17 protein-coding genes and 1 pseudogene are annotated in these 26,750 nt (G+C 60.0%); 7 read left to right on the top strand and 11 right to left on the bottom strand.

The annotated features are described in order from the left end of the window. Positions 1 to 91: 91 nt before the first annotated feature. Positions 92 to 2,307 (bottom strand): annotated as a pseudogene (locus ABE456_RS18325) (DNA internalization-related competence protein ComEC/Rec2). A gap of 142 nt (positions 2,308 to 2,449) precedes the next feature. Here ABE456_RS18325 and ABE456_RS18320 point away from each other — a divergent pair. Next, complete coding sequence (locus ABE456_RS18320; protein ID WP_346645163.1) at positions 2,450 to 3,082, top strand: DUF2062 domain-containing protein; 633 nt, start codon at positions 2,450 to 2,452, stop codon at positions 3,080 to 3,082. Here the strand turns inward: ABE456_RS18320 and ABE456_RS18315 are convergent. From ABE456_RS18315 to ABE456_RS18305, 3 genes are all read right to left on the bottom strand, one after another. After that, positions 2,966 to 3,745, bottom strand: coding sequence for an ABC transporter permease (locus ABE456_RS18315; protein ID WP_346645162.1), 780 nt, complete (start codon positions 3,743 to 3,745; stop codon positions 2,966 to 2,968). The genes ABE456_RS18320 and ABE456_RS18315 overlap by 117 nt on opposite strands. Continuing rightward, on the bottom strand, positions 3,742 to 4,674 hold the full coding sequence (locus tag ABE456_RS18310) for an ABC transporter ATP-binding protein (RefSeq protein WP_346645161.1): 933 nt from the start codon (positions 4,672 to 4,674) through the stop codon (positions 3,742 to 3,744). Before ABE456_RS18310 ends, ABE456_RS18315 begins: the two co-directional genes overlap by 4 nt. A 145-nt stretch (positions 4,675 to 4,819) precedes the next feature. Further along, a complete protein-coding gene (locus tag ABE456_RS18305; protein WP_346645160.1) occupies positions 4,820 to 5,443 on the bottom strand; it encodes a glutathione S-transferase in 624 nt (207 codons plus the stop codon). A gap of 270 nt (positions 5,444 to 5,713) precedes the next feature. Here ABE456_RS18305 and ABE456_RS18300 point away from each other — a divergent pair, with 270 nt between their 5' ends. From ABE456_RS18300 to ABE456_RS18275, 6 genes are all read left to right on the top strand, one after another. After that, positions 5,714 to 8,161, top strand: coding sequence for an acyl-CoA dehydrogenase (locus ABE456_RS18300; RefSeq protein ID WP_346645159.1), 2,448 nt, complete (start codon positions 5,714 to 5,716; stop codon positions 8,159 to 8,161). Positions 8,162 to 8,485: 324 nt separating this feature from the next. Continuing rightward, a complete protein-coding gene (locus tag ABE456_RS18295; RefSeq protein ID WP_346645158.1) occupies positions 8,486 to 8,896 on the top strand; it encodes a PA2817 family protein in 411 nt (136 codons plus the stop codon). A gap of 189 nt (positions 8,897 to 9,085) precedes the next feature. Next, on the top strand, positions 9,086 to 9,625 hold the full coding sequence (locus ABE456_RS18290) for a fimbrial protein (RefSeq protein WP_346645157.1): 540 nt from the start codon (positions 9,086 to 9,088) through the stop codon (positions 9,623 to 9,625). A 59-nt stretch (positions 9,626 to 9,684) separates the two neighbouring features. Continuing rightward, the gene (locus ABE456_RS18285) at positions 9,685 to 10,410 is read left to right on the top strand and encodes a molecular chaperone (RefSeq protein ID WP_346645156.1); all 726 of its coding nucleotides are present in this window, start codon (positions 9,685 to 9,687) and stop codon (positions 10,408 to 10,410) included. Between the two features lie 30 nt (positions 10,411 to 10,440). Further along, positions 10,441 to 12,942: a fimbria/pilus outer membrane usher protein gene (locus tag ABE456_RS18280; RefSeq protein WP_346645155.1), complete on the top strand. Its 2,502-nt coding sequence runs from the start codon at positions 10,441 to 10,443 to the stop codon at positions 12,940 to 12,942. A 62-nt stretch (positions 12,943 to 13,004) separates the two neighbouring features. After that, a complete protein-coding gene (locus tag ABE456_RS18275; RefSeq protein WP_346645154.1) occupies positions 13,005 to 14,081 on the top strand; it encodes a fimbrial protein in 1,077 nt (358 codons plus the stop codon). Between the two features lie 46 nt (positions 14,082 to 14,127). On the opposite strand, the gene ABE456_RS18270 is transcribed toward ABE456_RS18275, so the two are convergent. From ABE456_RS18270 to ABE456_RS18240, 7 genes are all read right to left on the bottom strand, one after another. Continuing rightward, on the bottom strand, positions 14,128 to 17,952 hold the full coding sequence (locus tag ABE456_RS18270; RefSeq protein ID WP_346645153.1) for a sugar-binding protein: 3,825 nt from the start codon (positions 17,950 to 17,952) through the stop codon (positions 14,128 to 14,130). Positions 17,953 to 18,292: 340 nt separating this feature from the next. Then, positions 18,293 to 18,475 carry a hypothetical protein gene (locus ABE456_RS18265; protein WP_346645152.1) on the bottom strand — a complete coding sequence of 61 codons (183 nt, stop codon included), beginning with the start codon at positions 18,473 to 18,475 and terminating at the stop codon, positions 18,293 to 18,295. Between the two features lie 406 nt (positions 18,476 to 18,881). Continuing rightward, positions 18,882 to 19,394 (bottom strand): hypothetical protein, encoded by a 513-nt coding sequence (locus ABE456_RS18260; protein ID WP_346645151.1) that lies wholly within the window; start codon positions 19,392 to 19,394, stop codon positions 18,882 to 18,884. A gap of 51 nt (positions 19,395 to 19,445) precedes the next feature. Then, complete coding sequence (locus tag ABE456_RS18255; RefSeq protein ID WP_346645150.1) at positions 19,446 to 20,783, bottom strand: hypothetical protein; 1,338 nt, start codon at positions 20,781 to 20,783, stop codon at positions 19,446 to 19,448. Between the two features lie 27 nt (positions 20,784 to 20,810). Beyond that, entirely contained in the window at positions 20,811 to 22,340 is a 1,530-nt protein-coding gene (locus ABE456_RS18250; RefSeq protein ID WP_346645149.1) for a hypothetical protein, read from the bottom strand. Positions 22,341 to 22,370: 30 nt separating this feature from the next. Beyond that, complete coding sequence (locus ABE456_RS18245) at positions 22,371 to 24,677, bottom strand: hypothetical protein (protein ID WP_346645148.1); 2,307 nt, start codon at positions 24,675 to 24,677, stop codon at positions 22,371 to 22,373. A 134-nt stretch (positions 24,678 to 24,811) separates the two neighbouring features. After that, positions 24,812 to 26,605, bottom strand: coding sequence for a hypothetical protein (locus ABE456_RS18240; protein WP_346645147.1), 1,794 nt, complete (start codon positions 26,603 to 26,605; stop codon positions 24,812 to 24,814). Positions 26,606 to 26,750: the final 145 nt, after the last annotated feature.

The following is a 26,750-nucleotide window of genomic DNA, read 5'->3' as shown; positions in this document are numbered from 1 at the left end:
GGGGGTTGTTCTGTTTGTTTGTCGGTTAAACCGTCAACCAAATTTTTTTTATTGAATTTTTGGGTGGTTTTTCACCCGCGAAAGGGCCAGCTCAGCCACCAACGACATCACGCCAGAACCGCCGCTGCCGGCGCACACTCTCCACCTCCCCTTGCCCACCCAGCACTAACCGCAACGCCCCCTCCACCGCCGTGTCATGCATCACCACCCTATGCCGCCGATAGCGCTCGACCACCTGCGCATGCGGGTGCCCGAAGCTGTTGTTGCGCCCCCTCGAAACCAGCACCCCGCGCGGCGCCGCGGCGCGGATGAAGGCCTCGCTGGAAGAACTGCGGCTACCATGGTGCGGCGCCTGCAGCCAGTCGATACGTGGCACTTCGGTGGCTGCCAGCCAGGCCCGTTCGGCGCCGGCTTCCATATCACCCGCCAGCAACAACCGCTCGCCCTGCGCCTCGACCAGCAGTACACAAGAGCGGTCATTACTGCTCTGCCCATGGGCCCAGCGCCACAGCGAAAAACGCACACCATCCCAGTCCCAATGCTCGCCACTGGCACAAGGCTGCAACTGGACATCGTCCAGCGTTTCCCCACCGATTACCCGCCCGACCGACAAGCCACGCATGACTGCCGCAGCACCACCCGCATGGTCGGCATGCGCATGGCTGACCAGCATCAGGTCCAGGCTGCCCACCCCCAACTTGCGCAAGGTCGGCAGCACCACCCGCTCGCCCAGGTCGCTATCGCCCCTGGCCGGCCCGGCGTCGTACAACAGGTTGTGATGGCGGGTACGCAACAGCACCGCCAACCCTTGGCCAACGTCCAGTTGCCAGACCTCGACCTGGCCGAACGGCACCGGCTCCCGGGGTACCCAGAGGGCCAATAGCATCACCCCGCCCAACCCACGCAGCGGCACGCCACGGGGCAGCAACAGCAGCAAAGCCCCCAGCAGACCAGCAACCAGGCCCACAACGGCAAGGCTGGCGGCACCCATGCCGGACGCTGCTGAGCCACCAGCGCCAGCCCGCGGAACAGCATATCCAGCAGCCCTCCCGCCAGCCACAACAGCGCCTCCCCTGCCCCGCCCAGTGGCAGTAGCAACGTGCCCAATAGCGCCAACGGCAACACCGCCAGACTGATCCACGGCACCGCCACCAGGTTGGCCAACGGCGCACTCAGGCTCACCGGCAGGCCTGTAGCCAGCAGCACCGGCAGCAAGCCGATGGCAATTACCCATTGCGCCCGGGTCCAGGCTTGCCAGGGCCGCCAGCCGCCCAAACGGGCACTGAAGCAATAGATGAGCGTGGCCACGGCGGCAAACGACAGCCAGAACCCGGGTAGCAATGCCGCCAACGGTTCGACCAGCAACACGGCAACCAGCGCCAGCAGCATGGGAAGGAAAGCGCCAAGATGGCGAAAGCGCAGGCGCCAGAGCAGCACCACGGCCAGCATCAGGCAGGCGCGCTGCACCGGCACCCCACCACCGGCCAGCCAGCCATAGGCCAGCGCCGCCGCCATGGCCAGCCCACACGCCCATGGCAACCACGGCAGCCGTGTGGGCCACAGCCCCCAGCGCGCCAACCCGGCGACCAGGCCATAGAGCAAACCGGCCACCAGGCCGATGTGCTGGCCCGAGATCACCAGCAGGTGCACCGTGCCGGTGGCCTGTAGCGTTTGCCAGTCCTGCCTGGCCAGACCCGCGCCGTCGCCGAGCACCAATGCCACCAGCGCCGCTTGCCGGCCATAGGCCTCGACGGCCAGCAGGCGCTGGCGAAGGGTGTCGCGCCAACCGCCAGCTACCGGTGCCAGCAGTTGCCCGGCCTTGACCGTGCCTGTGCCACCCACCCGCCGCGCCAGCAGTTGCGCCTCTTGGTCCGGCCCGTGCGGGTTGAGCAACCCGGTCGGGCGCTGCAAGGTCACTGCCAGCCGCCATTGCTCGCCGGCACGCAGCGGCGGCCCGCCGAACCAGCTCAATTGCAGGCGCTGCGGCAGTTCGGCGCGCCGCGAGTGGGCTGCTTCCAGTTCGAAGCGCACACCTTGCGCAGTGCGCGCCGGCAAGCCGACCACCCTGCCCTCCAGCCACACCGTACGGCCATCAAGCACAGGGGCCAAGCGATCATCCAGCGCCTGCTGCGCCGACCAACAGGCCCAACACAAGCCCAACACAAAACAGCCCAGTGCCCACACGCGAGCAAACAGGCAACCGACAGCCAGCACCGCCAGCAGTAGCAGCCATCCGACCGATGGCAATGCGGGGAGAAAGCCCAGGCACAGTAGCCCGAGCGCGAGCGCAAACATCCTTGTGCGCATGAGGTAGAGCTCCAGAAGGCAAATCACCCTCTGAGGCATAGCCCAATTGCCGGCAGCACTTGCTCAACAATTGTCACAAACTCTAAACGAGGCTGAGCGGGAATAAGGGCATACTGCCCGGATCAACGCTCCGGGAGCCTACATGCCGCGCCGAATGTTCAAACGCTACATGCCGGACCCGACCACTATTCGGGAACACAAGTCCTTACGTTTTTTCGGCAAGTTGCTGCATGACCCGAACCTCTGGCACCTGAACCGCCATTCGGTGGCACGGGCCATGGGCGTGGGCCTGTTCGCGGCGCTGATCCCGATGCCGGCACAGATGCTGCTGGCCGCCGCGCTGGCCATTCCGGTGCGCGGCAACCTGCCGATTGCGGTCAGCCTGGTGTGGCTGACCAACCCGCTGACCATGCCGCCAGTGTTCTTCGTCACCTACATGACCGGTGCCTGGCTGATGCAGGTGCCGCCACGCACCCTGCCCGATGAGCTGACCTTCGAATGGATCACCGACCAGCTGGCGACGCTGTGGCAACCCTTCCTGCTCGGCTCGGTGGTGTGCGGCGTAGTGCTGGGCATCGTGGGCTACTTCGCCACCATGCTGTACTGGCGCTGGTGGGTGGGCCGGCAATGGCGTCGCCGCCTATGCCGGTGCAAGGCCTCAGGCGCGCATGCCGCGGCCGCTGACCAGCAGGCGAACACACAGGGTGTAGAGCACGGCAGTGGCCACCACCATGAAGGTGATCGCCGTACCAATGCTGATATCCGACACCCCTAGAATGCCGTAGCGGAACGAGTTGACCATGTGCAGCACCGGGTTGGCCAGCGACACGGTCTGCCAGAACGGCGGCAGCAGGTTGATCGAATAGAACACCCCGCCCAGGTAGGTCAGCGGCGTCAGCACGAAGGTCGGGATGATCGAGATGTCATCGAAGTTGCGTGCGAACACTGCGTTGACGAAGCCCAGCAGCGAGAAGATGGTCGCGGTCAGCAGCACCACGATCACGGTCACGCCCAGGTGGTGCACCTGCAGGTCGGTGAAGAACATCGACAGGATGGTCACGATCACCCCCACCGCCAGGCCGCGCAGCACGCCACCCAGCACATAGCCGACGAGGATGGTGTGCGGCGATACCGGCGACACCATCAGCTCTTCGATCGAACGCTGGAACTTGCTGCCGAAGAAGCTCGATACCACGTTGCCGTACGAGTTGGTGATCACCGACATCATGATCAGCCCCGGCACGATGTACTGCATGTAAGTGAAGCCGCCCATGTCGCCGATCTGCCGGCCGATCAGGTTACCGAAGATGACGAAGTACAGGACCATGGTGATGGCCGGCGGCAGCAAGGTCTGCGGCCAGATGCGCAAGAAGCGCCGCACTTCGCGGTAGACGATGGTGTTCAGGGCGACCCAGTTGGTGCGCAGTTCCACACTCATACGGCCACCTTCGACAGGTTTTTTTCCACCAGGGACACGAACAGCTCCTCGAGTCGGTTGGTCTTGTTGCGCAGGCTCTGCACTTCGATGTTCTGCAGCGCCAGCTGGCCGAACAGCGCGGTGATACCGATGTCCTTGTCCACCTGCACTTCAAGGGTGTGCGGGGTCAGCAGCCGGCACGGGTAACCCTGCAATACCGGCGCCGTGGCCAGGTCCTGCTTGATGTCGAGGACGAAGGTTTCGACATGCAGCTTGCCCAGCAACTGGCGCATGCTGGTGTTCTCGACGATGGTGCCGTGGTCGATGATGCCGATGTTACGGCACAGCTGCTCAGCCTCTTCCAGGTAGTGGGTGGTGAGGATGATGGTGATGCCTTTCTGGTTCAGCTCGGTGAGGAAGCTCCACATCGAACGGCGCAACTCGATGTCCACCCCGGCAGTGGGCTCGTCGAGGATCAGCAGGCGCGGCTCGTGGATGAGCGCACGGGCAATCATCAGCCGGCGCTTCATGCCGCCGGACAGCGAACGCGATGGCACGTCGCGCTTGTCCCACAGGCCCAACTGGGTCAGGTACTGTTCAGCGCGGGCCTTGGCGATCTTCGGCGGGATACCGTAGTACCCGGCCTGGGTCACGACGATGTCGAAGCACTTCTCGAACTGGTTGAAATTGAATTCCTGCGGCACCACGCCCAGGCAGCGCTTGAGCGCCGAGGGCTCGCGGTCCAGGTCGTGGCCGAACACGCTGACCGTGCCGCTGGTCTTGTTCACCAGGGTGGAAAGGATGCCGATGGTGGTGGATTTACCGGCGCCATTGGGGCCGAGCAAGGCGAAGAAGTCGCCTTCGGCGACATCGAGATCGATGCCCTTGAGGGCCTGGAAGCCGTTGCCGTAGGTCTTGGTCAGCTGTCGGATGGACAGGGCGGAACTCATAGCGGGTCACTTACCGAAGAAAAAGGTGCAGGACACGCCAGGCAAAATCACTGGCGCAGTGAGTGCGGCCAATGGTGCTTGGCCTGGCCGCACAAGTACAGTCATGTGTATTGATAGTGACTATCGAAACAGCCGTGGTGTTCGATCAGGTCAGCGCAGTCATCACCGCAGCCTGGTAGGCCGGGCGCGCCTTCAGGCGTTCGTACCAGGCCTCCAGGTGGTGCATGGCCGGGCGCTCGATGGGCATTTCGAACCAGGCATAGACGAAGCTACCCAGTGGGATGTCGCCCATGCCGATCTGGTCACCGGAAAGATACGGCTGTTTGGCCAGGGTTTCGTCGGCAATGGCCAGCAGCTGGGCGCACTGCTTGTGCGCGGCGTTGATCGCCACCCAATCGCGCTGGTCTTCCGGGGTGCGCAGCAGGCCCCAGAACAGCGGGCGGAACGGCGTGGCGAAGGATGAGGTGGTCCAGTCCATCCACTTGTCGGCCAGGGCACGCTGACGCGGGTCTTCCAGGTACCAGCCCTGTTCAGCGCCGTATTCGGCACACAGGTAGCGGACGATGGTGTTGGACTCCCACAAGGTCAGGTCGCCGTCCTCCAGCATCGGCACCAGGCCGTTGGGGTTGCGGGCGCGGTAGTGCGGCTCGTTGACCACGCCGAAGGCGCCACCGGCGTCGATGGACTCGAAGTCCAGGCCCAGTTCGTGGGCGATCCACAGCGCCTTGCGCACATTGCTCGAATTCTTGCGGCCCCAGATCTTCAGCATGGCAACGTCCTTATGAATGCGGAGGGCTGACAGTCTACTCCAGAGTTTTGTTGCCTGTACCGGCCCTTTCGCGGGTAAACCCGCTCCTACAGCAGGTTCGCGATCCCCTGTGGGAGCGGGTTTACCCGCGAAAGGGCCGGTACAGGCAAACAACAGACTGAAACTCCCACCGCCACACCCTGTCACTGTTCTGACCCTGCCGTTCCCGGCGTTGCGTCTAAGCTATCCGGGACGGCTCAAGCCCCCCCCTGGTTCCAAGGAGGACCGATTATGTTGCTGTTGTGGTTGGTAATGCTGGTGATCGGCGCGGCATACCTTACGCACCGGCGCCTGGCGCCCTTGCAGATTCTCGGCATCATGGCGGCCTACGTGCTGCTGATGGGCATTTTCAGCAGCGCCCCTGGCTGGTTGCTGGCCCTGATATGGCTGGTACTTGCGCTGAAAATCGCCCTGGTGGCGCTGCCGGAGTGGCGCCGCAAGGTATTTACAGCCCCGGTATTCCAGTGGTTCCAGCGTACCCTGCCGCCGATGTCCCAAACCGAGCGCGAAGCGATCGACGCCGGCACCGTGTGGTGGGATGGCGAACTGTTCAGTGGCCGCCCCGACTGGCGCATCCTGCTCGACTACCCGGCGCCGAAGCTGACCGAAGAAGAACAAACCTTCATCGATGGCCCGACAGAAGCGCTGTGCACCATGGTCAGCGACTGGCAGATCGGCCAGGACATGGACCTGCCGCCGGAAGCCTGGGCGCATATCAAGGACAATGGCTTCTTCGCGCTGATCATTCCCAAGGAATACGGCGGCAAGGGCTTTTCGGCCTACGCCCACTCCCAGGTCGCGATGAAGCTGGCCACCCGTAGCGGCGATCTTGCCTCTACGGTGATGGTGCCCAACTCGCTCGGCCCGGCTGAACTGCTGCTGCACTATGGCACCGACGAACAACGCAACCATTACCTGCCGCGCCTGGCCCGCGGCGATGAAATCCCATGTTTCGCGCTAACCGGCCCGTTGGCCGGCTCCGATGCAGGGGCCATGCCTGACACTGGGGTCATCTGCAAAGGCCAATGGCAGGGCGAGGAAGTGATCGGCCTTCGGCTTAACTGGGAAAAACGCTACATCACCCTGGGCCCCATCGCCACGCTGCTGGGGCTGGCGTTCAAGGCCTACGACCCTGACCACCTGCTGGGCGATCAGGAAGAGCTGGGCATCAGCCTTGCGTTGATACCCACCGACACCCCCGGCGTGGACATCGGCAAACGCCACCTGCCGCTGGGCGCCGCCTTCATGAACGGGCCAAACAGCGGCAAGGACGTGTTCGTGCCGTTGGACTTCCTCATCGGCGGCCAGGCCATGCTCGGCAAGGGCTGGATGATGCTGATGAACTGCCTGTCGGTGGGCCGCTCCATCTCACTGCCCGCCGTAGGCACCGGCGCCGCCAAGTACACCAGCCTGGTCACCGGCCAGTACGCCAACATCCGCGAGCAGTTCAATGTGCCGCTGGCGGACTTCGAAGGCATTCAGGAATCGCTGGCACGCATCGGCGGCAACGCCTGGCTGATGGACAGCGCCCGCCTGCTAACGGCCAAGGCCGTGGACCTGGGCGAAAAACCCTCGGTGCTGTCGGCGATCCTCAAGTATCACCTCACCGAACGCGGCCGCGAATGCATCCAGCACGCCATGGACGTGCATGGCGGCAAGGGCATCATCATGGGCCCGAACAACTACCTGGGCCGCAACTGGCAAGGGGCGCCGATCTTCATCACCGTCGAGGGCGCGAACATCCTCTCGCGCAACCTGATGATCTTCGGCCAGGGCGCCATCCGCTGCCACCCGTTCGTGCTCAAGGAGATGGCCCTGGCAGGCCGCGAAGATCGCGACCAGGCGCTGCGCGAGTTCGACGACCTGCTGATGAAGCACATCATGTTCGCCGCTGGCAACGCGGCGAGCACGCTGGTGTTCAACCTGGGGTTAGGCCGCCTGGAAAGCGTGCCGGGTGACGCGTTAAGCCAAGGCTACTTCCGTGCGCTCAACCGCCAGACGTCAGCCTTCGCCCTTTTGGCTGACCTGTCGATGATGCTGCTGGGCGGTGCCCTCAAGCGCCGCGAGCGCCTGAGTGCCCGGCTGGGTGATGTGCTCAGCTACCTGTACCTGTCCAGCGCTGCGCTCAAGCGCTACCACGACCTCGGCTCGCCGGAGCACATGCAACCGCTGTTGCGCTGGGCCATGGAAGAAAGCCTGGGCCAGGCGGAAAAGGCCCTGGACCGGCTGCTCGACAACTTCCCCAACCGTTTTGTCGGCTGTGCGCTGCGCGTGCTGGTGTTCCCCTTCGGCCGCCGCCATACCGGGCCGAGCGATGAACTGGATGCCGAGGTGGCGGCATTGATTGGCCGCAACAAGGGTGACCCGGCACTGGAAGAGTTGCTTGCGGGTTGCTTCCGGCCACAGGCTGATGGTGACCCGGTGGCGGCGTTGCAACGGGCCTGCGACTTGCTGGACGAGGCTGTGCCGCTACACAAGGCACTGCATCAGGCGCTCAAGGAGGGCAAGGTACGGCCGGCACCCGGGCAGTCGATGATCGATGCGGCTGTCGAGAGTGGTGTATTGCAACCCGGTGAAGGACAACGGCTGCAGGCGGCGGAACAGGCGCGCCGGGTGGTGATCGATGTGGATGCCTTCGACAAGCAGCAGTTGCTGCCTGAGCAGGGCAAGGTGCGCTGATCTGCTGATTGCCAGACGCGACCCGGTACAGCAGCGCAGGCCAGGAATGTTGTGTTATCACTGTGGGAGCGGGCGAGCCCGCGAAGAGGCCGGTACAGGCAGGCATATTCCGCATCCTGATCCGAGATCGCCGGGGCCGCTTTGCGGCCCTTCGCAGGCAAGCCAGCTCCTACAGGTACCGCGTAGGTCTGAGGCTGATGCTATCCCTGCGGGAGCGGGTTCACCCGCGAAGAGGCCGGCACGATGCAGGCCACTGCCTTCCCCTACCCGCCCCCAACCGGCGTATACTCCGCCCCCGTTTCAACCACCCCGAGGACCGCCCCCATGGCCAACCCCCACTTGGAATACCACCTGCACCTGCTGAACCACCTGCGCACCATTCTGGTGGCCCTGGGTGAAGCCGAGCAGGTACCGGAGGAAAGCCACGCCCTGTTCCTCGAACGCTTCGACGAGCTGCTGACTTTGCTGCCGCAAGATCCGCTGGCAAGCCAATACCTGGGCCAGGACCTGATCTGCCAGGTGATCCAGCGCTACCCGCAAATCGCCCACCTGGTACCGCGCGACCTGTTGTGGTTCTTCGCGGGCGACTGCTTGCACTACATGCCTGACGAGGAGCTGGATGTGTACCAGCAACTGGAAGAGCGCCGCTACGAGGCCGAGCAGAACGGTGAGCCATTCGACTGGCACGCTGAAAAGCAGTTGCTGAACCCGGCAGGCCCAACGTCCCGCCATTGATCTGCCTGGCACCTGGCCATCCGCTGGCCAGGCACCTGCCGAATTTTCAACCTGCCTTTTCCACCGTGGCCTACATCCGCTGCACCCCCCCTGTCCGTACGCTGTGCTCGTTTCAAGGATGCCTCGGCAACCTGAAATGCTGCGTGCCCTGCACGCAACCAGCCAACCTTTCAACGTACGGATTGAACAATGAAAAAAACTCTGATGGTGCTTGCCCTGGGCTTGGCAAGCAGCACCGCCTTTGCCGATGAACGCGGTCAAATTCTCTTCAAGGGCAATATCAACGGCGGCGGAACCTGCCCAATTGAAATCGTCGTACCGGGCGCTGGCCCAATTGGCGCGGTAGAGCTGGAAAACTGGCCAGTCAAGTATTTCGCCAAGAACACTTCTACACCAGACATCGCATTCGCCCTGCGCGTGGATGCCGACGATCCCACCTGCACGATTCCAGCGGGTTACAAATCCAAGGTGACCTTCGACTCACACCACGGCGATGCTGGCCCGGCTGGTGAGTACTACGCCGTTCGCACGGGTGGTGCGGGTGGCCTCGCCCTGGAGATCAAGGATGACGGCTACACCACGATTGCTCCGCGCACCGAATCCAAGGAGTACGACGTGGCATCCACCGGCGTAACGGAGTTGAAGTTCTTCGCCTCCTACGTGAGCACCGGTGCGGTGACCGAGGGTGTTGCCAATGCCGATGTGAACTTCATGGTCACGCTGCCTTGATGTTCCTCCAGGTGCCTTCGTGCACCTGGACTCCCCAGCTTATTCTCTAGGTCACTCCCATGTTTCCCGTCACCCGCACTTCCACGTTGTTGGGCGGTTGCCTGCTGCTTCTGGCCTGCATGCTCGACAGTGCCCACGCCGCCCTTACCATCAGCACTACCCGCATTGTCTACGAAGGCCACCAGCGCAGTACTTCGGTGGTCATCGCCAACCCTGGCAAGCGCCCCTATGCCGCACAGGCCTGGGTCAACACCGAAGCCGATGACAGCACCACGGCAGTACCGTTCATGACCGCCCCGGGCTTGTTCAAGCTGACCGCTGGCAGAGAGCAATCGGTGCAGATCAGTGGCTTGCCCAACGACCTGCCACAAGACCGCGAATCCCTGTTCTTCTTCAACCTGCAGGAAATCCCCCAGGCGGTCGGTGAACAGCGCAACGCCCTCAACATTGCCCTGCGCACGCGTATCAAGCTGTTCTACCGACCCAACCAGGTCAGTGGCGACCCTGTGCGGCAACTGAAAGAACTGCAAGCCCGCAAGGTCCAGGTTGCTGGTGTACCCCATCTGCGCATCCACAACCCCACGCCCTACCACTACACCTTCAACCGCCTGGAGGCGGTCAATGGCAAGCAAGCCCGCCCGCTGGCCAACGCCGACATGCTTGCCCCTTTCAGTGAACAACTGTTCCCGCTGCCGGTCGCGGCCAAGCAGGTGCTCGTCAGCGTCATCAACGACTACGGCGGCACCAGCGATCCCTTGACCCTGCCTGTACTCGACGCGCCCTGACACCGACCGGCACGCTCCAGGAGCACCCGTATGCCCAATTTCCCCCTTTGCCGTGGCCGCCATCGCTTGCGCCGCGCTTGCCTGCTGCTGGCCGCCCTGCCGGCGGCAGCGGCCTACGCCGAGCCGGAAGCATCTGGCGAAATCGAATTCCAGGCCGGCTTCATGTTCCAGCACCCGGACCAACCGGCAAACAGCGCACAACTGGCCCTGAGCCAACTGGCGAGCACGGTTGACCTTGTACCTGGCACTTACCGGGTCGAGCTGTCGGTCAATTTCGAGTACGTGGGCCAGCGCGAGATCGCCTTCGAGCTCGACAGCAACGGCAAGCAATTGCAGCCTTGTCTGTCGCCGACATTGCTCGGTGAACTGGGCCTGCGCCTTGATGGCTTGCCGGACCCTGCCCTGCTCGAACAGCCTTGCCTCGACCTGCCTGCCGTGGTCCCTGGCGCCCGCGTGGACTTTGACGGTAGCCGGCTGCGGCTGGCGGTATCGATCCCACAGATTGCCCTGCGCCGTGACATCCGCGGGCAAGTGGACCCAGCGCTGTGGGACAGTGGCATCACCGCCGCATTCGTCAACTACCAGGCCTCGACCCTGCAGGGCCAGAACCGCGGGCAGGGGCGTTTCGACAGCCACGACCTGTACCTGAACAGTGGCGTGAACCTGGCCGATTGGCGCCTGCGCAGCAGCCAGACGTGGCGCCAGGACAGCCAGGGCCACCGCGAATGGACCCGTGCCTACACCTATGCGCAAACTGACCTGCCCGGCACCTGGGGTAACCTGACAATCGGCGAAACATTCACCGACAGCGATGTATTTCGCGGCATACCGGTTACCGGGGTGCGCCTGGCTTCGGACTTCGACATGCTGCCCGACACCCATCGCAGCTATGCGCCGACCATCCGCGGCGTGGCCCAGACACGGGCCAAGCTGGATATCTGGCAGAACGGCTACCCGCTCTATTCCACTTATGTCAGCCCAGGCCCCTATGCCATCGATGACCTGGCCGTCGGCGGCACCGGCGAACTGGAAGTGGTCCTGACCGAAGCCGATGGCCAGGTCCGCCGCTTCATTCAGCCGTATGCCAACATCGGCAACCTGCTGCGCCCAGGCGTGGCCCGCTACAGCACCACTGCAGGGCGCTACAACCCCACTGGCGACCTGCAGACGCCGCAGTTGTGGCAAGGCACCCTGGCGCTGGGCACCGCCTGGAACACCACCCTGTATGGCGGCCTGATGGCCAGCCAAGGCTACCGTGCCGAAGCGTTGGGTATTGCACGCGACCTGGGCAGCCTGGGGGCAGTGTCATTCGACGTGACCCACTCGAACAGTGCGTTTGCCAGCCCACAGGCCCGCGACCTCGACGGCATGAGCTACTCGTTCAAGTACAGCAAGACCTTCGGCATCGGCACCAACCTGCGCTTCGCCGGCTACCGTTATTCCACCGAAGGTTACCGCGACTTCGAGCAGTGGGTACGCCAACGCAGCCACGACCAGCAGTTTCGCGGCGGCCAACGCCGTCGTCTCGAAGCTTCGCTGTATCAGACGTTTGGCGAGCGCAGCTCGGTGAGCCTGAACCTGACGCAGCAGGACTACTGGCAACGTCAGGATGTGGAGCGCCAGTTCCAGGTCAACCTCAGCACCTCGCACCGCGGTGTCAGCTACCACCTGTATGCCTCGCAGTCACTGCAGGACAACGGCTACGGCAAGGACCGCCAGGTCGGCCTAAGCCTGTCATTCCCGCTGGCATTCGGCCGCAGCAGCAACATGAGCATGAACACCCAGCACACGCGCAACGGCTCCCGACAGCAAGCCAGCCTGACCGGCAGCTACAACGAGCAATTGAGCTATAACCTCAGCGCCAGCCGCAACGAACGCCAGCAGCACGACTTCACGGTCGGCACCGGCTACCAGGCGGCACACGCCACCCTGGGTGCCGGGCTGAGCAAAGGCGAGGACTACCACAGCCTGTCACTGCACGCCAACGGCGCCTTGCTGGTGCATGCGGACGGCATCGAGGCCGGCCCTTACCTGGGTGAAACCATGGCCCTGGTGGAGGTGCCTGGCATCGCCGACGTGGGCTTGCAGAACACGACAGCCGTGCGCACCAACGCCAAAGGTTATGCGTTGCTCCCCTACCTGCGCCCCTACAAGAGCAATTCGCTGGTGCTGAACACCGACCGCCTCGGACCAGACGTGGAAATAGACAACGGCACCGCCCAGGTGGTACCGCGCCGTGGCGCAGTGGTAAAAGCCACATTCCAGGCCCGACGGGTAAACCGCCTGGTGCTCACGACCTTGCTGCCCAATGGCCACCCCCTGCCATTCGGTGCCCACCTGGCAGACGCCTCGGGTGAAGTGCTGGGCATGGTTGGCCAGGCCGGCCAAGTCATCCTGACGACCAGCCTGGAGGCACAACAGCTCACCGCACACTGGGGCGACGAGGTTGCCGCCCAATGCAGCGTGCACCTGGCCCCTCAGGCCATGCCTGAAGCCCAAGGCTACCGCCTGCAGACACTGACGTGCCTTTGACCCCCATCTCGCAACACGCTACGTGGTGAACCCGTTCGCCACGTAGCGCCAGGACCGCGCCCATGAAACTTCTTCGTCATACCCTGTGCCTTGGCCTGCTCGCAGCCCCCGAGCTAGCCCTCGCAGACCCGAACAATTACTGCAAATGGAGCGGCACAGGCCCCATACCCATGGTGTTCACGCGTAATCTCAATACGCTTCACATCGCCAAGGATGCACCGTTAGGCGGTGTGATCGGTGGAGTAACCGGCGATTTCACCCTTGCCGATGGTGGCGGTAACCTGAAGCTGAGCTGCAACACAGACGGTAAACCTTCAACGCCCATGCGCTTCAGGTTCGTGGCCCAGGCACCGATTTTCCCAGACCCTTTGCCCCCCTTCGAAGACGGCCACGTACTCAAGACAAACGTCGAAGGCATCGGCGCTCGCGTGAAGCTCTCAGCTCCGTTTGACGGCACAGGTGGCAACTACTACGTCCCGGACCTAGGACATACGCTGGTGCCCTTCAGTACCAGCCTGACCAAGCCGATCGGCTTCGATGTCGATGTCAACAGGGTGCTCTTCAACGACATAACCTTGATAAAGACTGGCGACATTGCGCCAGGCGCGCACAGCGTCAATACCCTGCTGTTCCGCGGCATCCAGGACTTCGAAAGCATTGGTGAAGTGCTCGACTACCGGGTAACCGCCACCGTCGTCCAAGCGCAATGCCAAATCATCGGCGACCCGGTAAAGCCCAACCCGGTAGACCTGGGGTCGTGGGAACGCAGCGACTTCACCGGCCCGCCGTTCACCACCCGCACCGCAGGCTTCGAAATCGCCCTGACCAGTTGCCAGACCACCCCCATAGGCCTCACCCGGGTAACGATCGAACTGGACCCGACCAGTGGTTCACGCCCGCTCGATCCAGACAACGGAATAATGAGCCTGAGCAATGATGCTACCAACGACGCCGGCATCGCCATTCAGGTCGTCATGGAGGATGGCAGCCCGCTGCCCCTGAACCGTGAGGTAACCTTGCTGCCGATCAGCCCTGGCAGCATGGCCTTGAAGTTTGGCGCCCATTTCATACAGACCGCGGCAAAGGTCAGGGCTGGTGAAGCCAAAGGCGCGGTGAATTTCACGTTGCGTTACCGCTGAAATGCCCCCGGCCCCTGTTGCAGGGGCCGGGAGCGAACATCAGGCATTACTCGCTGAGGGTGCCACTCAAGATGTCCTTGGCATCGTAGTTATAGTGCTGAGTTTCACCGTCACGCGTCGCCGTCATCAGCTGGTTGAACGCGTTATAGGTCATCGTCAGGCCCTGGGCATCATCGGTCATGTTGCCGTAGTCGTCGTATTTGAGTGCGAACGTTTGCGGTGATCCGCCTGCAGGAACATGTGCAAAGCCAGTGAGCTGCGCCGGATCGGCAGTATTCGTGAATTGATATTGGGTCCTGTGCAGTTTCTTGTCGGTGTCCGTCGTGGTCAGGGTTTTGATGTTGTTGAACGCATCGAAAGTGAATACCTGGCTGTGAATCTTGTTGCCCCACGGGTCTTCTGGCGGTTGCTCCGGCATGCTGTTGTCATCCTTGCCCTTGCACGTATAAACCGTCAGGCGATCGCTGGTATCGTACTCATAGTGTTCGTCGCGCAGTACCTTTTCGCTACCCTCCGGTCCTTCGGTCAATGTGCGCTGGCTCATGCCGTCCACGTCGTTGTACCACTGGCTCAAGGTCTGTATCACATCGCCAAAGTCGAAGGTACGGCGGCTCTCCCGCTCGAAATCGTCATACTTGAGTGATGTGACCAGTTTTCGCCCGCCCTCCTCGGTGGTATAGGATTCGGTACGGCCAAAGTCATCGTACGTGAAGGTGGCCGTGACGCCGGCCAGGCTCGTGTACTCCAGCCTGCCATACGGGTCATATCGGTAAAGCTGTTCCTGCTTGAGAACATCGGTATAACTTTCCAGCCGGCCGAGCAGGCTGTAGCGGTAGTTCATTTCAAACAGTTCGCCGTCGATGGTCCGGGTTTCAGTGTCGACTTCTCCTGTACTGAAGTAAGTGCGATGAACCCCATGCCCCGGCACCTCGAAATCGGTCAGGCGAGCATTCTGCGGATCGAACCCGTATTCCGCAGGCTTTTCCTCACTGCCATGGATGACGCGCTCGATAGGCTCTTCACTCAGGGCCGGTTCATACTTATATTCAATCACGTCGAACTGGGCAGGGTCGCGCTTGTACTTAGTCGCCTTCCACGGCTGGCGCTCACCCTGCCGGTATTCGAACGTCTGCTTGCGCCCACCGGTCGTCTCACTGTCCCGACGGCCAAGGCCATCGAAGGTCTGCAAGCCAAGCACCTTGCCTGCAACCGAGATTTTCGTAGGCAGGTCATCAGCACTGTGGCTGGCATACTCGCGGGTGACCACATCCTTGCTCGGCAGTTGGTGGGTAACCAGGCGATCGAAGATGTCGTAGCGGTATTCGTTGACACGCAGCTTGCTCAACCCGACCGTCTCCTTGGCCGACCGCCCCAAGCCATCGTATTCGTTTACGGTCAGGCTGTTCGGCTTGTTCTCGCGATCAAAGCGCTCCACACGTACCGGTTTTTCGAACAAGTTAAACCAGGTTTCGGTAACGCCGGTCTTGTTGCCCTTAGCATCCTCACGCCAGGCATACTGCACTGGCCCATCCTTGTAGCGCGCATTGCCGACAGGGTCGGTCTGCTCAACGGTCTTGACCCCGTCCGGCGAGGTCACGCTCAACTGTTGGCCCCAGTCGTCGTAGGCGAATGTGCTTTTCAGCTTGAGCAGCTTTTTGCCCAGCCAGTCGATTTCGGTTTCACTGGCGAGCTCACCAAATACCGTGTGGCTGGCCTCATAGCGCAGGTGGAGTTCGTCTTTACCTTGCCCCATCAGGTCATCCTGGTCCTGGCGATACTCCTCGATTGCTCGCTGCAGGCCGTCGAACAGCGTGCGGGTTTGCACGTTTTTGACGTCCCAAGCCTCCTGGCTGGCCTGCTGCTTCAGCTCTGCACACAGCTGGTACGCATAGCGACGTTCGGCCTCAGAGGCTTTTTCGGGCGCCACGATCTCGCGCACGGTTTGCCGCAAGGTGTTGTACTCGTAACGAATTTCGATACCCTGATCATCGCTGTTTAACAGTGGCAGGTCGTGCAACACCGAGTGCTCGGTGGTGATGTCCTTGTAATGCCCGTCAAAGCCGGTCAACGTCTCTTTGGTCTGCAGCACCATCTCGCCTGCACGGGGGCTGGCGACATGCGCCACATTGCGGTTCGGCCGCCCCTTGGCTACGTACGGTAGCAAGGCGTACGCATAAGTCGAGGTTGTGGCTTTACCGCCCATGGTCATGACTTTGCTGACAACCCGGCCAAACTTCCAGGGTTTGTCTGTTGATCGCTCATAGTCATAAACCGTGCGTTGCCATTCGGTTTCCGAGCTGCCTTTTTCCACGAGTGTTTCGTAGTCCACGACATACCAAGGTTCGAGGCTTGGGCGATCACCGCCGGTCAAGGCTGGCAGCGTCACGTAGGCATAACGGTTGATGACGGTGGCAGCCTTGCCAGCCGTCGACGGGGCCGGAATAACATGCTTTTCCTTCAGGTGCCGAATGAAGCCCTCAGGGTCTTTGGGGTGCCCCTCGGCCTGCTCGTCAGGGGCATACCAGACGTACTTTTCCTCAACGCCATTGGCTTGCACACGAGACAGCAAGTTACCCTGGCTGTCATAAGCGCTACGCTCAACCTCCGCCGGGCGATTGGGCGTTGTGCCGCTCAGCCACCAGAGGCGACTGGTCTCGGTTGGCAACTGGAAATTGCGCGGTAAATCCTTGAACGCGGTGGGGGTTTGCGGCAGGTTGTACTTCAGCACGGTCTGGCTTACACATTTGCCCTGCGTGGTCTTTTCCAGCGTCGACAAGTGGAACTGGTTGAAGCGACGCTCGATGCTGCGTACCACTTTCTCGTTCTCGTAGAGCGACTCCACTGAACCGTAGCTGTAATTGCCCACGTATTGGTAGAGCGCATCCTGGGCGTTGCCCTTGGTCCAGTCGATATTCAGGCCGTAACCGAGGAAGTTGTGTTTTACCGGGTTGTCAGGGTCGTTCGGGTAGGTATACCGCACATCTTCAACTGGCTGACCATGCCCAGGGTCTCTTTTAAAGCCTGTGACGCGCGGTAGTGCCTTGAGCGTGCTTTTCGTTGGGAACAGGTGGCCTTCGTCCTGGTAAAGCAGCGTTTCCACAGCGTTGGTCGGTGTCTCTACACGGTTGATGCAATAGAAGTCGTTTTTCTTCTCGTACTTCATCCGCCAGCTGCCTCGCTTCTTGGGGTCTGGGTCGGACGGCAGGACAATCCGCTCAACCAGTGCATCGGCCCCCAAGGCGAACTGGTATTCGGCCAGCCCCCCTCCCACACCATCCGGGTAACCCAGCATGCTGACCGATGAGCCGTCACGGATGATCTGCAGCAGCGGTTCCTTATCGTCCTGGCGAACGTACTGCAGCAGCGGGCTGCCGGTGAAGCTGGTGTAATCCAGGTGTGTGCCATGCCCTTCCGGGGAATAGATGTGCACGGGTACGGCAAGCGCCTGGTCGCCAGCCCCGCGCTGCTCGAGAATTTCGACCAGACCCGAGCGATGAACCACACGCCAGGCATTGCTGCCATGGCGATACAGGTGAAAGCTCTGCAACTTCTGCTCAGTCATGGTCAGGCGCTTGGTGACAGAGTCCTCACCATCGACCTCGAATGCTTCGCCAGTGCTCAAGGTGATCACGTTACTGCTCGGAGAAAACTGGGTAAGCTGCAAGTTCCAACCCGTTCCATAGCCGGAATCCCGGCGATTGAGCGGGCTGAAGAAAAGGCGCAAGGGAAATATCGGGCCTTGCAGGTTATTGCATTTGATGTCTGGCAGTTCAATCGCCATGGTGTACTGGCCGGTACGAGGATCGACACCGTTGCGCAGGTAACTCATGAAATTGAATGCATTGGATGAAACGGCTGTTGAGGCACTCATGCCAAACCTCCTGAATTAATAATTAATTTTCACGCACGAAAGTTTGCCTTCGATGTTGCCACCGTCGTCCTTATAGCTTTCCAACCTGACACCACCCGCATCAACAATGTCCGGTTCCGGGCGGTCCCTGAGCCCCGGAATTGAAATCCAACCCGTTGTTGTCCTTTGCCTTGTTGTACGCAATCTGAAAACCCAACGCGTGTCGTCATCATATTTGCAGAAGCCGCTTTGCCCTGAGTGCGCGTCAGACCTCAATTCAAAAAGCACCGCCGAGGGTGCATTTTCGACGCGAAAGTAGCTCACTACATCGTTACCACAACTGACATCATCAGAACGAAAGTTATAATTTTTCCATCCACCTCTTACGATAGGTATCGAGCATTGTTGCCCACCCGGCTCGCCATTCTCCAGCTTCTGGGCAAATATGATAGCCCCCCCCCGTATCTTCTGCTGCTACCATACTGGTAAAAGCCACCCCACCCAGTAAGGCAGCCACCAGCAGGAACATTTTCTGCTTGATCATTGTTTTCTCCATACGCGACAAATGAAACTTTCAACCAGCCAATGCAATTCAAGCCTCAGGCCGCACCCGTTCCCAGTCCACTTCGTTGCGATTACCCGACTGACCTTTGGCACCCTAGGGAAAACTCAACAGGGTGCACATTACCGTGCTCATCGATTAACTTGATGACTATCGGCTGCGCCAAGTACGCCTGCTCACCCAACGGCTTGTAACGTATATCATCGCGTTCCACAGCCGGAGTGCCGGCGCTTGAGCGGGCCTTGCAGGTTACTGCATTTGATGGCTGGCAGTTCGGTGGCCATGGTGTACTAGCCGGTACGAGGATCGACACCGTTGCACAGGTAACTCATGAAATTGAAGGCGCTGGATGAAACAGTAGTTGTAGCATTCATATCCAGCTCCGGGGTCAATGGTCTATTTTCACGCACGAAAGTTTGCCTTCGATGTTACCATCGTCATATCGGGTACTTTCCAGCCTGACACCACCGGCATCAACAATAGTATTCTTCGGGAGGAGTCTGAGCCCTGGGATTGATATCCAACCGGTCGTCGTCGGCTGCCTTGTAGTGCGCAGCTTGAAGATCCAGCGCGTTTCAGGGTCAGGCCTGCACTCACCGGGCTTAAGCTGCTGCGCATCTGACCTCAATTCGAAAATTACCGCAGAAGGAGCATTCTCCATTCGAAACCAACTGTGCACATCATTGTTACAACTCGTATCATTGGTCTTGAAGTTATAAGTCTGCTCGGCATTGTCGCTTTTGATAAGTATCGTACATTGCTGCCCCTCCGGCTCTTGATTCACCAGCTTCTGGGCAAACATGATTTTCCCCGCCGTAGACACCTGATCTGCGGCTACCACCTTCGTACACGCCGAAACAACTAGCAACGTTGCCATCAGCAGGAAATTTTTCTGTTTCATAGCTGTATCCTCCTTATGCGGCCGGTATAACGCTCAGCCAGCCACTGCAATTCAAGCCTTAGGCCGCAACAGTTCCCAGGACACTACGTTGCGATTACCCGACAGACCTTTGGCACCATAGGAAAACACAACATGGTGCACATTACCGTATTCATCGACGAACTTGATAACCAGTTCCTGCGCCAGGTGCGCCTGTTCACCCAACGGCTTGTAAGCAACATCATCCTTGCGATCGTTGCATATCACCGCCATGCCACTGCTGAACGCGGAGTGGACAACCTCCCCCCCCCACACTTCGGTGGTATCTGAAAATACCTTATTGAGGTCTTCATCAAATTCAATGACCCGCTCGGGTTGCGTATTGGCCTCTTGCTTTTCCAGCCGGTCGTGAAAGATGAAACCGGTGTAGCTGGCCATGATTTCATTGGGGTGCTCACTCTCCCAACGAATCATCGACACATTCGCCTTCTTCTTGATGCTTCCGTCAGCCTTCATATTAGTTATTTGAGCCGTCAAGAAGTCGGCATTCAAACACCTGAATCGCCAGTAATCTCTTGAACTGTATTCAAGATTGTATTCATCTCCCGGACGCCCATCATCATTAGGCTCTTTACCCTTCACTCGCCTGCGCTCGATTGAATACTGCTCACGCTGGTAAGTCGGCAGCGACGCTACATTCACCTGCACGGTTCCGCTTGTTGGGTCCTTGTCCCGAGAAGTGAACTCCCCGCCTCCGTCCTTGGTAAACCTGGCATAGAACTTGGCGCTCACCGCATTCGGATCGTTGACATGCAGATAGCGTGTTGCATGTATCGTCGACCCCGGCGATTTCAGGCGCCGGTCGTGCGGGCTGTCCTTGAAGCCCGGCTGGCCATTTAGTTTGAAGGCATTCCGCGTAGTACGGGTTGCATATACCCAATCATTTTCAATCCCTTGGCTGGCCTCGGACAGTGCGTGCACGTCATCGTTGGACTTTAGCTCGACCAGCATCAGGCTGGCCTGCTCAGTAGGTGTCAAGCGATAGTCCTTACCGTCAACCGGTACTGTTTCCACCACGATGTCGACTTGCTGCTGCTGATAACGATTGCCGTACACTGTGTTCCGGTTGGCAGGGACCGAAAGTTCGAATCTGTCCAGGATGTTCCATTTGCTCTCTTCATCCAGTGTGGAGACTTGCACCGTGTTGTATGCACCACTGAACAAGACCCCGTCATGCTCCAGGTCGCAGACCACGGCATCTATCCCCGACGATATTGCGGGGGCGGTATAGTGCCCCTGCGCATCGACCGTACCGTCCCCCAACGCCCGCCAGGCCGATGTCGCACCCGGCAGAAAGTCATCGACAGCAAAGGTGAACTGCACCGCCTGCCCCGGCTTGATCCGTTGCACGGCGTTGCCGGCAGCCTGCGCGTCAAGCTAGCCAGCCGTTGATTTCAGCCGCAACGCGTAGTGCGCGTTAAGCAGCAGTACACCGGCACGCACCTGTTCCCCCTGTTCAACCTGAACCTGCTGCAAAGCCAGCGGAGGCTTGCGAAAGACACTGGACGGCGTGAACAAGGCGCCAGCGCCACTGGCTTGCAACGCTCCCAGTTCAGGCGCCAACAACTTCCATGACAAGCTTCCACCACTGGCATGGCTCCCGCCCAGGGCCACCGACGGGAGAGTGGCCGGGAGCGTTTCCAGGCGCTGGGCCAGCTCGATTGCCTCGTACGTGACCAGTACCCTGGCGCTGGCACGCACCGTCTCGTTACCGCGCTTGTACTCCGCGGTCACCACCACCGTCAGTGTTTCGTGCCCCATGTCCTGAGCGCTGGCTGCGCTGTACAGCCCGTTGGCCGTAATCTTGCCATCGCCAACTGCAAGATGACTCTTGACACTAAGCGCCGTCCACGCGGTAGCGGTCAACTTGGCACCCTCGAAATCGCGCAGCTCAAACTGCTGGGTGCCCCCCGGGCGCATGGTGACGGTGGCCGGAAAAACAGTAAGCATCGCGTTATGGGGCGCAATACGGCCAAATACGGCAAGGTCCTCAGGTGTGTCCCGGCCTACCTCGGCAAACACCTGCTGGCCCGGGAACAGCAAGCTGTTGAGGACCTCCAGGCGCTTGGGTGTGACGTGTTCCAGCAGGTTGCTGGCAACCACCAGGGTGGCCGAGTACAGGTCCTCGCCACTGGCATTGCGGTCATTCGGGATCAGGTAAGGGAAGTTGGCGCCAGGTGGCTGCCCATCGCTGGCATTGCCGGCGAGGCGGATGAACGCCAGCACCGCACCATCGCCATGGTTTTCAGCGTGCCTTACAGCAGCGCCGGGGGCCGCCTGGGTACGCAGGATGAAGCTTTGCGGTGCCAGCGCCGTATAACCGTGGTAATCGATAAAGCCCAGCTCAAATACCGTTCGGTGCGCCGGCAAGCGGGCAAACCAGCGGCTCAGCGCCTGGTTCAGCTCGGTAGCAGCGCGCCCTTGCAACAGGTTACTGTTGAAGCGTGCCCCTTTGGCCAGGTCCAGGGTAACCCGGCCGCGACGGTCGACCACGCCAGTGGCCAATGTCAGGTCCACTTCCAGCTCCAGGTAGTAGCCCATGGCTTCGGTCAGGTCGCCCTGCGCCTGGAAACTGTCGCTCAGCGAGTTGTGCGTGGTCAGGCTGCCACCAATGATGTTCATGGTCAGCATGGCCTTGGAATCAGTCATTGAAGCGGTGTGGAACGACAGGCGCGGCGCGCCGAACTCGATCATGCGCGCTTGCGCTTTCCAGCCAAGCTCGCCTTCGGCCTGCACCTCGCCGTTGAAAGGCGGCAGATACCGCAGCTCATGTAGCCGGTTCAGGTATTGCTGGTCCAGTAAGTGGTTGAGCCGGGAGCGGCTGAACGCGGAAACCGCGCCCCAGCCCAAGGTAATGCTCTTGCCTTTCATGCTCGCGACAATTTCTGCACGTGAGTAGCCAGCCATGATGCTGTCCTCCAGGTTGAATAGGTTCGATCAGTGCTGCTGATTGCTGTTTGCCGGTACCGCGGTGAGGAAGGCGCGCACGCCTGTGTGTTGTTCCAGCGGCAGGGGCAGGATCGTGTATCCCTCCAAGGTTCCGAGGGGCTCGATTTCGAGCTTGGCGAATAGCAGTGCGAAACGCTCCGGTGCATAGCTGTCGGGTTCATACACGCCAGTCTGCTCATCGAGGTAGCCCGGGCTGCCGGTGTACTTCGACCACGTCACGCCCTTAATTGGCTGCCCCCTGAACCGTGCCTGCAATTGCACGCCGTATTCCGGTTGCTGTGCTGGGTCGATCAGAACCTCGAGGAGAGGCGACTGGTGCTCGACCAGCAGCACGCTACTGGTACTCTCTCCGCTCTTACCGGTAACCCTGACTTCGTCAACGGTGAAGGTAATGCCAGGCAAAGGTTTGGCAGGCGGCGTGTAGATGTTGGTCGGGCCTACCGAGCCGCCATCGATGCCCCCTCCACCCTGCTCATCGGCAACCAGTTCCCACTTGAGCTCGCCGCCATCCAGCGCACCGGCGGTGAGCGCGACCTGGAAATTTTCATCAGCATTGGCGTGGGTGACATGAATCAGGGGGTTAAGCGTTACACCCTTGGTCAACACGGTGACCTTGGAAACACTCTCGGCACTCGTTGCCGGGTCAGTGGCTACCACCAGCACCCGGGTTTCCAGTGGTCCCATCTTGTTCGCAGTCGGTGCGGAGTACTCCCCCGTGGCGGGATCGATGGTGCCCCACTCCCCGGAACTGCCAGGCAATGGCACCACCGTCCATTCGACATTGGGGATTTCGGTATCCAGGGTGAACTGAAATTCCTGGCGAGGCTTGAGCAGCACATTCTGCTGAATGATCGAGAACTGCGCGGGCTGGCTGCTTACCGGAGCGAACACAGCCAGATTGTTGGGTGCCTCGACCTGTATCTGCGAGCTAGCGAAGTGCCTGACATCGGCCAACCGGAACTGCGCCATCATCTGCTCTGGGCTGTGGCCGCTCAACTGGGGCGCGATTGCCCGATAAACTGCACGGGTGATGGCGTAGGCAATGAACTCGCGTATCTGGGCAAGCTCGTCAGCGTCGATGCCTTCGGGCAACCCGGAAACCAGCTCTACCTCTGACTCTTTGCGCAGTGAGGCAAAGTAACGCCCGCGGGTAATGTGCTGATGTTCGCTGTCATGGAACAACTGGAACTGATGCGCCAGGTTCAACCTGAACTCAGCTTTGACGGTTTGCCTGTCACCACTTGCGATCGGCCAGTAGCTGAACGTGACAGCAGAATCCCGGCGCCAGCCCAGCCGCGGTTCGGCATCCCGGAAATCGACTTCCAGGCCGACGCCCTCTAGTTCGAATGCCTCGGATTCGAATTTGAAGGCTCGACTCTCGTAATCTGTGGGAGGGACCCACAAGGTGCCAGCGGTAGCCTTCATCATCGCCAGCTTGCCGCTGTCCTGCTGTTGATAACTGAACACTCCCCCCTCAAGCAGATGCTCCACCGCGTGCCCCAGTGCCACACGTTCCATGCTTTGGAGGTTCATCAGCAGTGTGCCCCGCCCAGCCTTGGCGACCTCTTCCGGCAGCGGGAACGGAAAGTCACTTTCAGGTGACGGCACCAGGCCAGGTGCGCCGTGTGCCAATGCGACCAGCAGCAACAGCACCACACGTTTGCCGTCAGCACTGTTCCAGCTCGAAGCCGTGATGCTCCGGGTTGCAAGGAAGGGGTTCTCGGTTGATTCAGGCGTACCGGCTATCACATAACGCACCCGTTCAGGGTCGTCCTTGGCAGTTTCCCGTAACACCTTCTCAAAGAAACGACCACCCGCCAGTTGCTCCAACTCACTGCGCCCCAGGTCGAACGTGTATTCTTCGCCCGCACTCATATCCATCAACAACCGCCCACTGGCGTTCTGCAAAGGCGTACGCGACTGCAACCGGGCAGGATCCAGCAGGTCGAAACGCGACAGGGAGCGAATTTTTTTGGGGGCCTCGACAACCGTGCGAGTTCCACCTTCCACGTCCATGTGCCAGCGGATTACCGGCCGCTGCGGATTGCTGAAACTTACATCGACCTGCACAGCCCCTAAACGCACCCCACTCAAATAGTGGAAGACCGGCATATCACCAATCTGGAAGTTGCCTTCGATGGCGCCGAGATCCTTGCTGTTGCGCCAGCGATGCAAATGCGCCTCTGCCAGGCCGGGATCAAGTTCGCTGATATCCAGCGCAGCTATCAAATCCCAACCAAGCAGCGCTGGGTAGTCCCGCATCCAATCGACAATATCTTTAATCGTCTCCGCCATGATGGAAGTCCTCATGAAAATTGCAAAATATGCCAGCGCATGCAGTATTTGACTGCCACATGGCCCTTGAGCTTTAAATACGTTATCGCGTTGCGCTACTGCTTACCGATGTTCACCCACGCGAATAGTCGCGCTTACTTTTCCAACTGTTTCGAAAGGTGCGGAAAATCTTTATACGAATCGCCGCCATCAAAGCTGACCGCGACTCGAATTTCAAACGTTGAAAACACATCGATTGACGCCAGATCAGTCTTTTTGAAGGCTGCGTTTATTTCCTCCGCTTGTGCCTCTTCTTTCGTCACTGCGACAGCATCCCGTATGACGAAAGTTTTGTTGTCGCCCTTGACCTTACCTTGCACTTCGATGCGGACTTTCTGGCCTTCCTCCATGAAAACCCAGTATCCCAAAAGCAGTGGCAACCCCACTTTTTCGTCCACACCGCCCAAAGAAACACTGCTCCCGAACCCCGGCGTACTGATGGTCCGCCAGCGACTCTTTTCGAAGTCCTTTATAAAGACATGATGATCAGGTGATGGCCGAGACTTGCCCTCACCAAATTGCACTTCATAATAAACACGAACGGTCTTCCCCAAGTTCGCAGGTATGAGGTTTTTGGGCACCGCGTAACGCGGTTGCGTACCAACCTGGGAAATGCGATCGCCATCCCAATACACGGTGTATTTGGGGTCTGAGGGCAGGTCCTGATCACTCGGCAGAATAACCTCTGCGCCATCCCGGAGGGTCCATCCGGGTACCTCCGACCGATGCTGAGGATCATCTTCATCGGGTAATGCATCTTTCACGCTGGCGGGTGCAAGTACCAGGTTCGCCTGCACCGTCAGCTTTAGCGACTTGGAACGGCCGTCCTGGCCAACGACACCGAACTGGTAACTGAGGCTGATGTCCTGGTCACGCCTGTCGCGTAGCCATTGTTGCGAAAGCAGGAACTCGAGCCGTTTGCTGTCAGCGGAACTGGCGTCCAGCTGAACGGCCTGGATAGAGGGCTGTAAACCACTGATGTACAGCACCACACCTGCCCCCACGAGCATGTCTTCATGGAAGGGAACCTGCACAATGACGCCGTCTGGCCAGTCATCCGGATCCAGGACATCCCCTTCCAGCCCCTTGATGAGCAGCGGCGCCAGCAGCACAGGTGCAGGCAGTACTTCCTCAACCGGAAAGTTTGACTGCACCGGAGACGGGGTTTCATCCTCGATATCCCGGTAGGCAATGCGGTAGTACATTTTGCTGGTCAAGCCCTGTGCAGAATTCAACACAGCATTGGGCAACTCAGCCAATATCGCCTTGCCAACTTGTTCTGGTGCAATGGTTACGGTGAAGCTCCAATCAACGAAGGGCTCTTCAAAGCCGTCGATAAAAGATTGGTAAACGAACGTTACGCGGTCACCTTCCGCCATCGCCTGATACGGCACTACGGCCAGAAGGGCGTTGGCGCTGCCGAGCGCCTTGAGGTCTACCTTCAACTCATGGGACTGCTGCAACTGCAGGACAGGCAAGCCAACGACGCCACCGCCCTCATCCTTTTTATCGACAAAGAAAAAGCGCCGGAGTGATTGCGCTATAAAATTATCATGCTCTACCGTGTAAAACGAATAGAAAACCTGACCATCGCTCAGTTGTTGAAGAATACTGTTGGGTATATCCAGCCTGTATCTATTTTCATCATCGAGATCATCAATAATTTTCTTGTCCGCCAACAAGTCGACGGCCGAACCGTCCGCCGCTCGCCCCCGGAAATTCGGGGCCACAGACTGTCCAATGGCAATTCCAGGGTAGGTGATATAGGTTTCCAGATCATCAATACCTAAATCTGCCAATTTAAGGTTATCGCCGGACAGTAGCGGCACCTCAGGTACTGGCAGTTCGGTATCCGTTGGAATTTCACGTGCTGGCAAGTCAGTTTTCATCTGTTTTACCCGTAGTCATTCGGTGTTTTCCGGCGAATTTCCACCACGTTTTACTCGCCTTGTGCCGGCTCGCAAACTGATAAAACTGCTAGGTGCGGGACACTGCTGCGGCTGATAGGGTTTGCCAGAATCGTGTGAGCACTAT

The organism is Pseudomonas sp. TWI929 (assembly GCF_039673335.1).
Taxonomy (GTDB): Bacteria; Pseudomonadota; Gammaproteobacteria; order Pseudomonadales; family Pseudomonadaceae; genus Aquipseudomonas.
The sequence above is the reverse complement of the archived record's forward strand: the minus strand, read 5'-3'. Positions and strand labels throughout refer to the sequence as shown.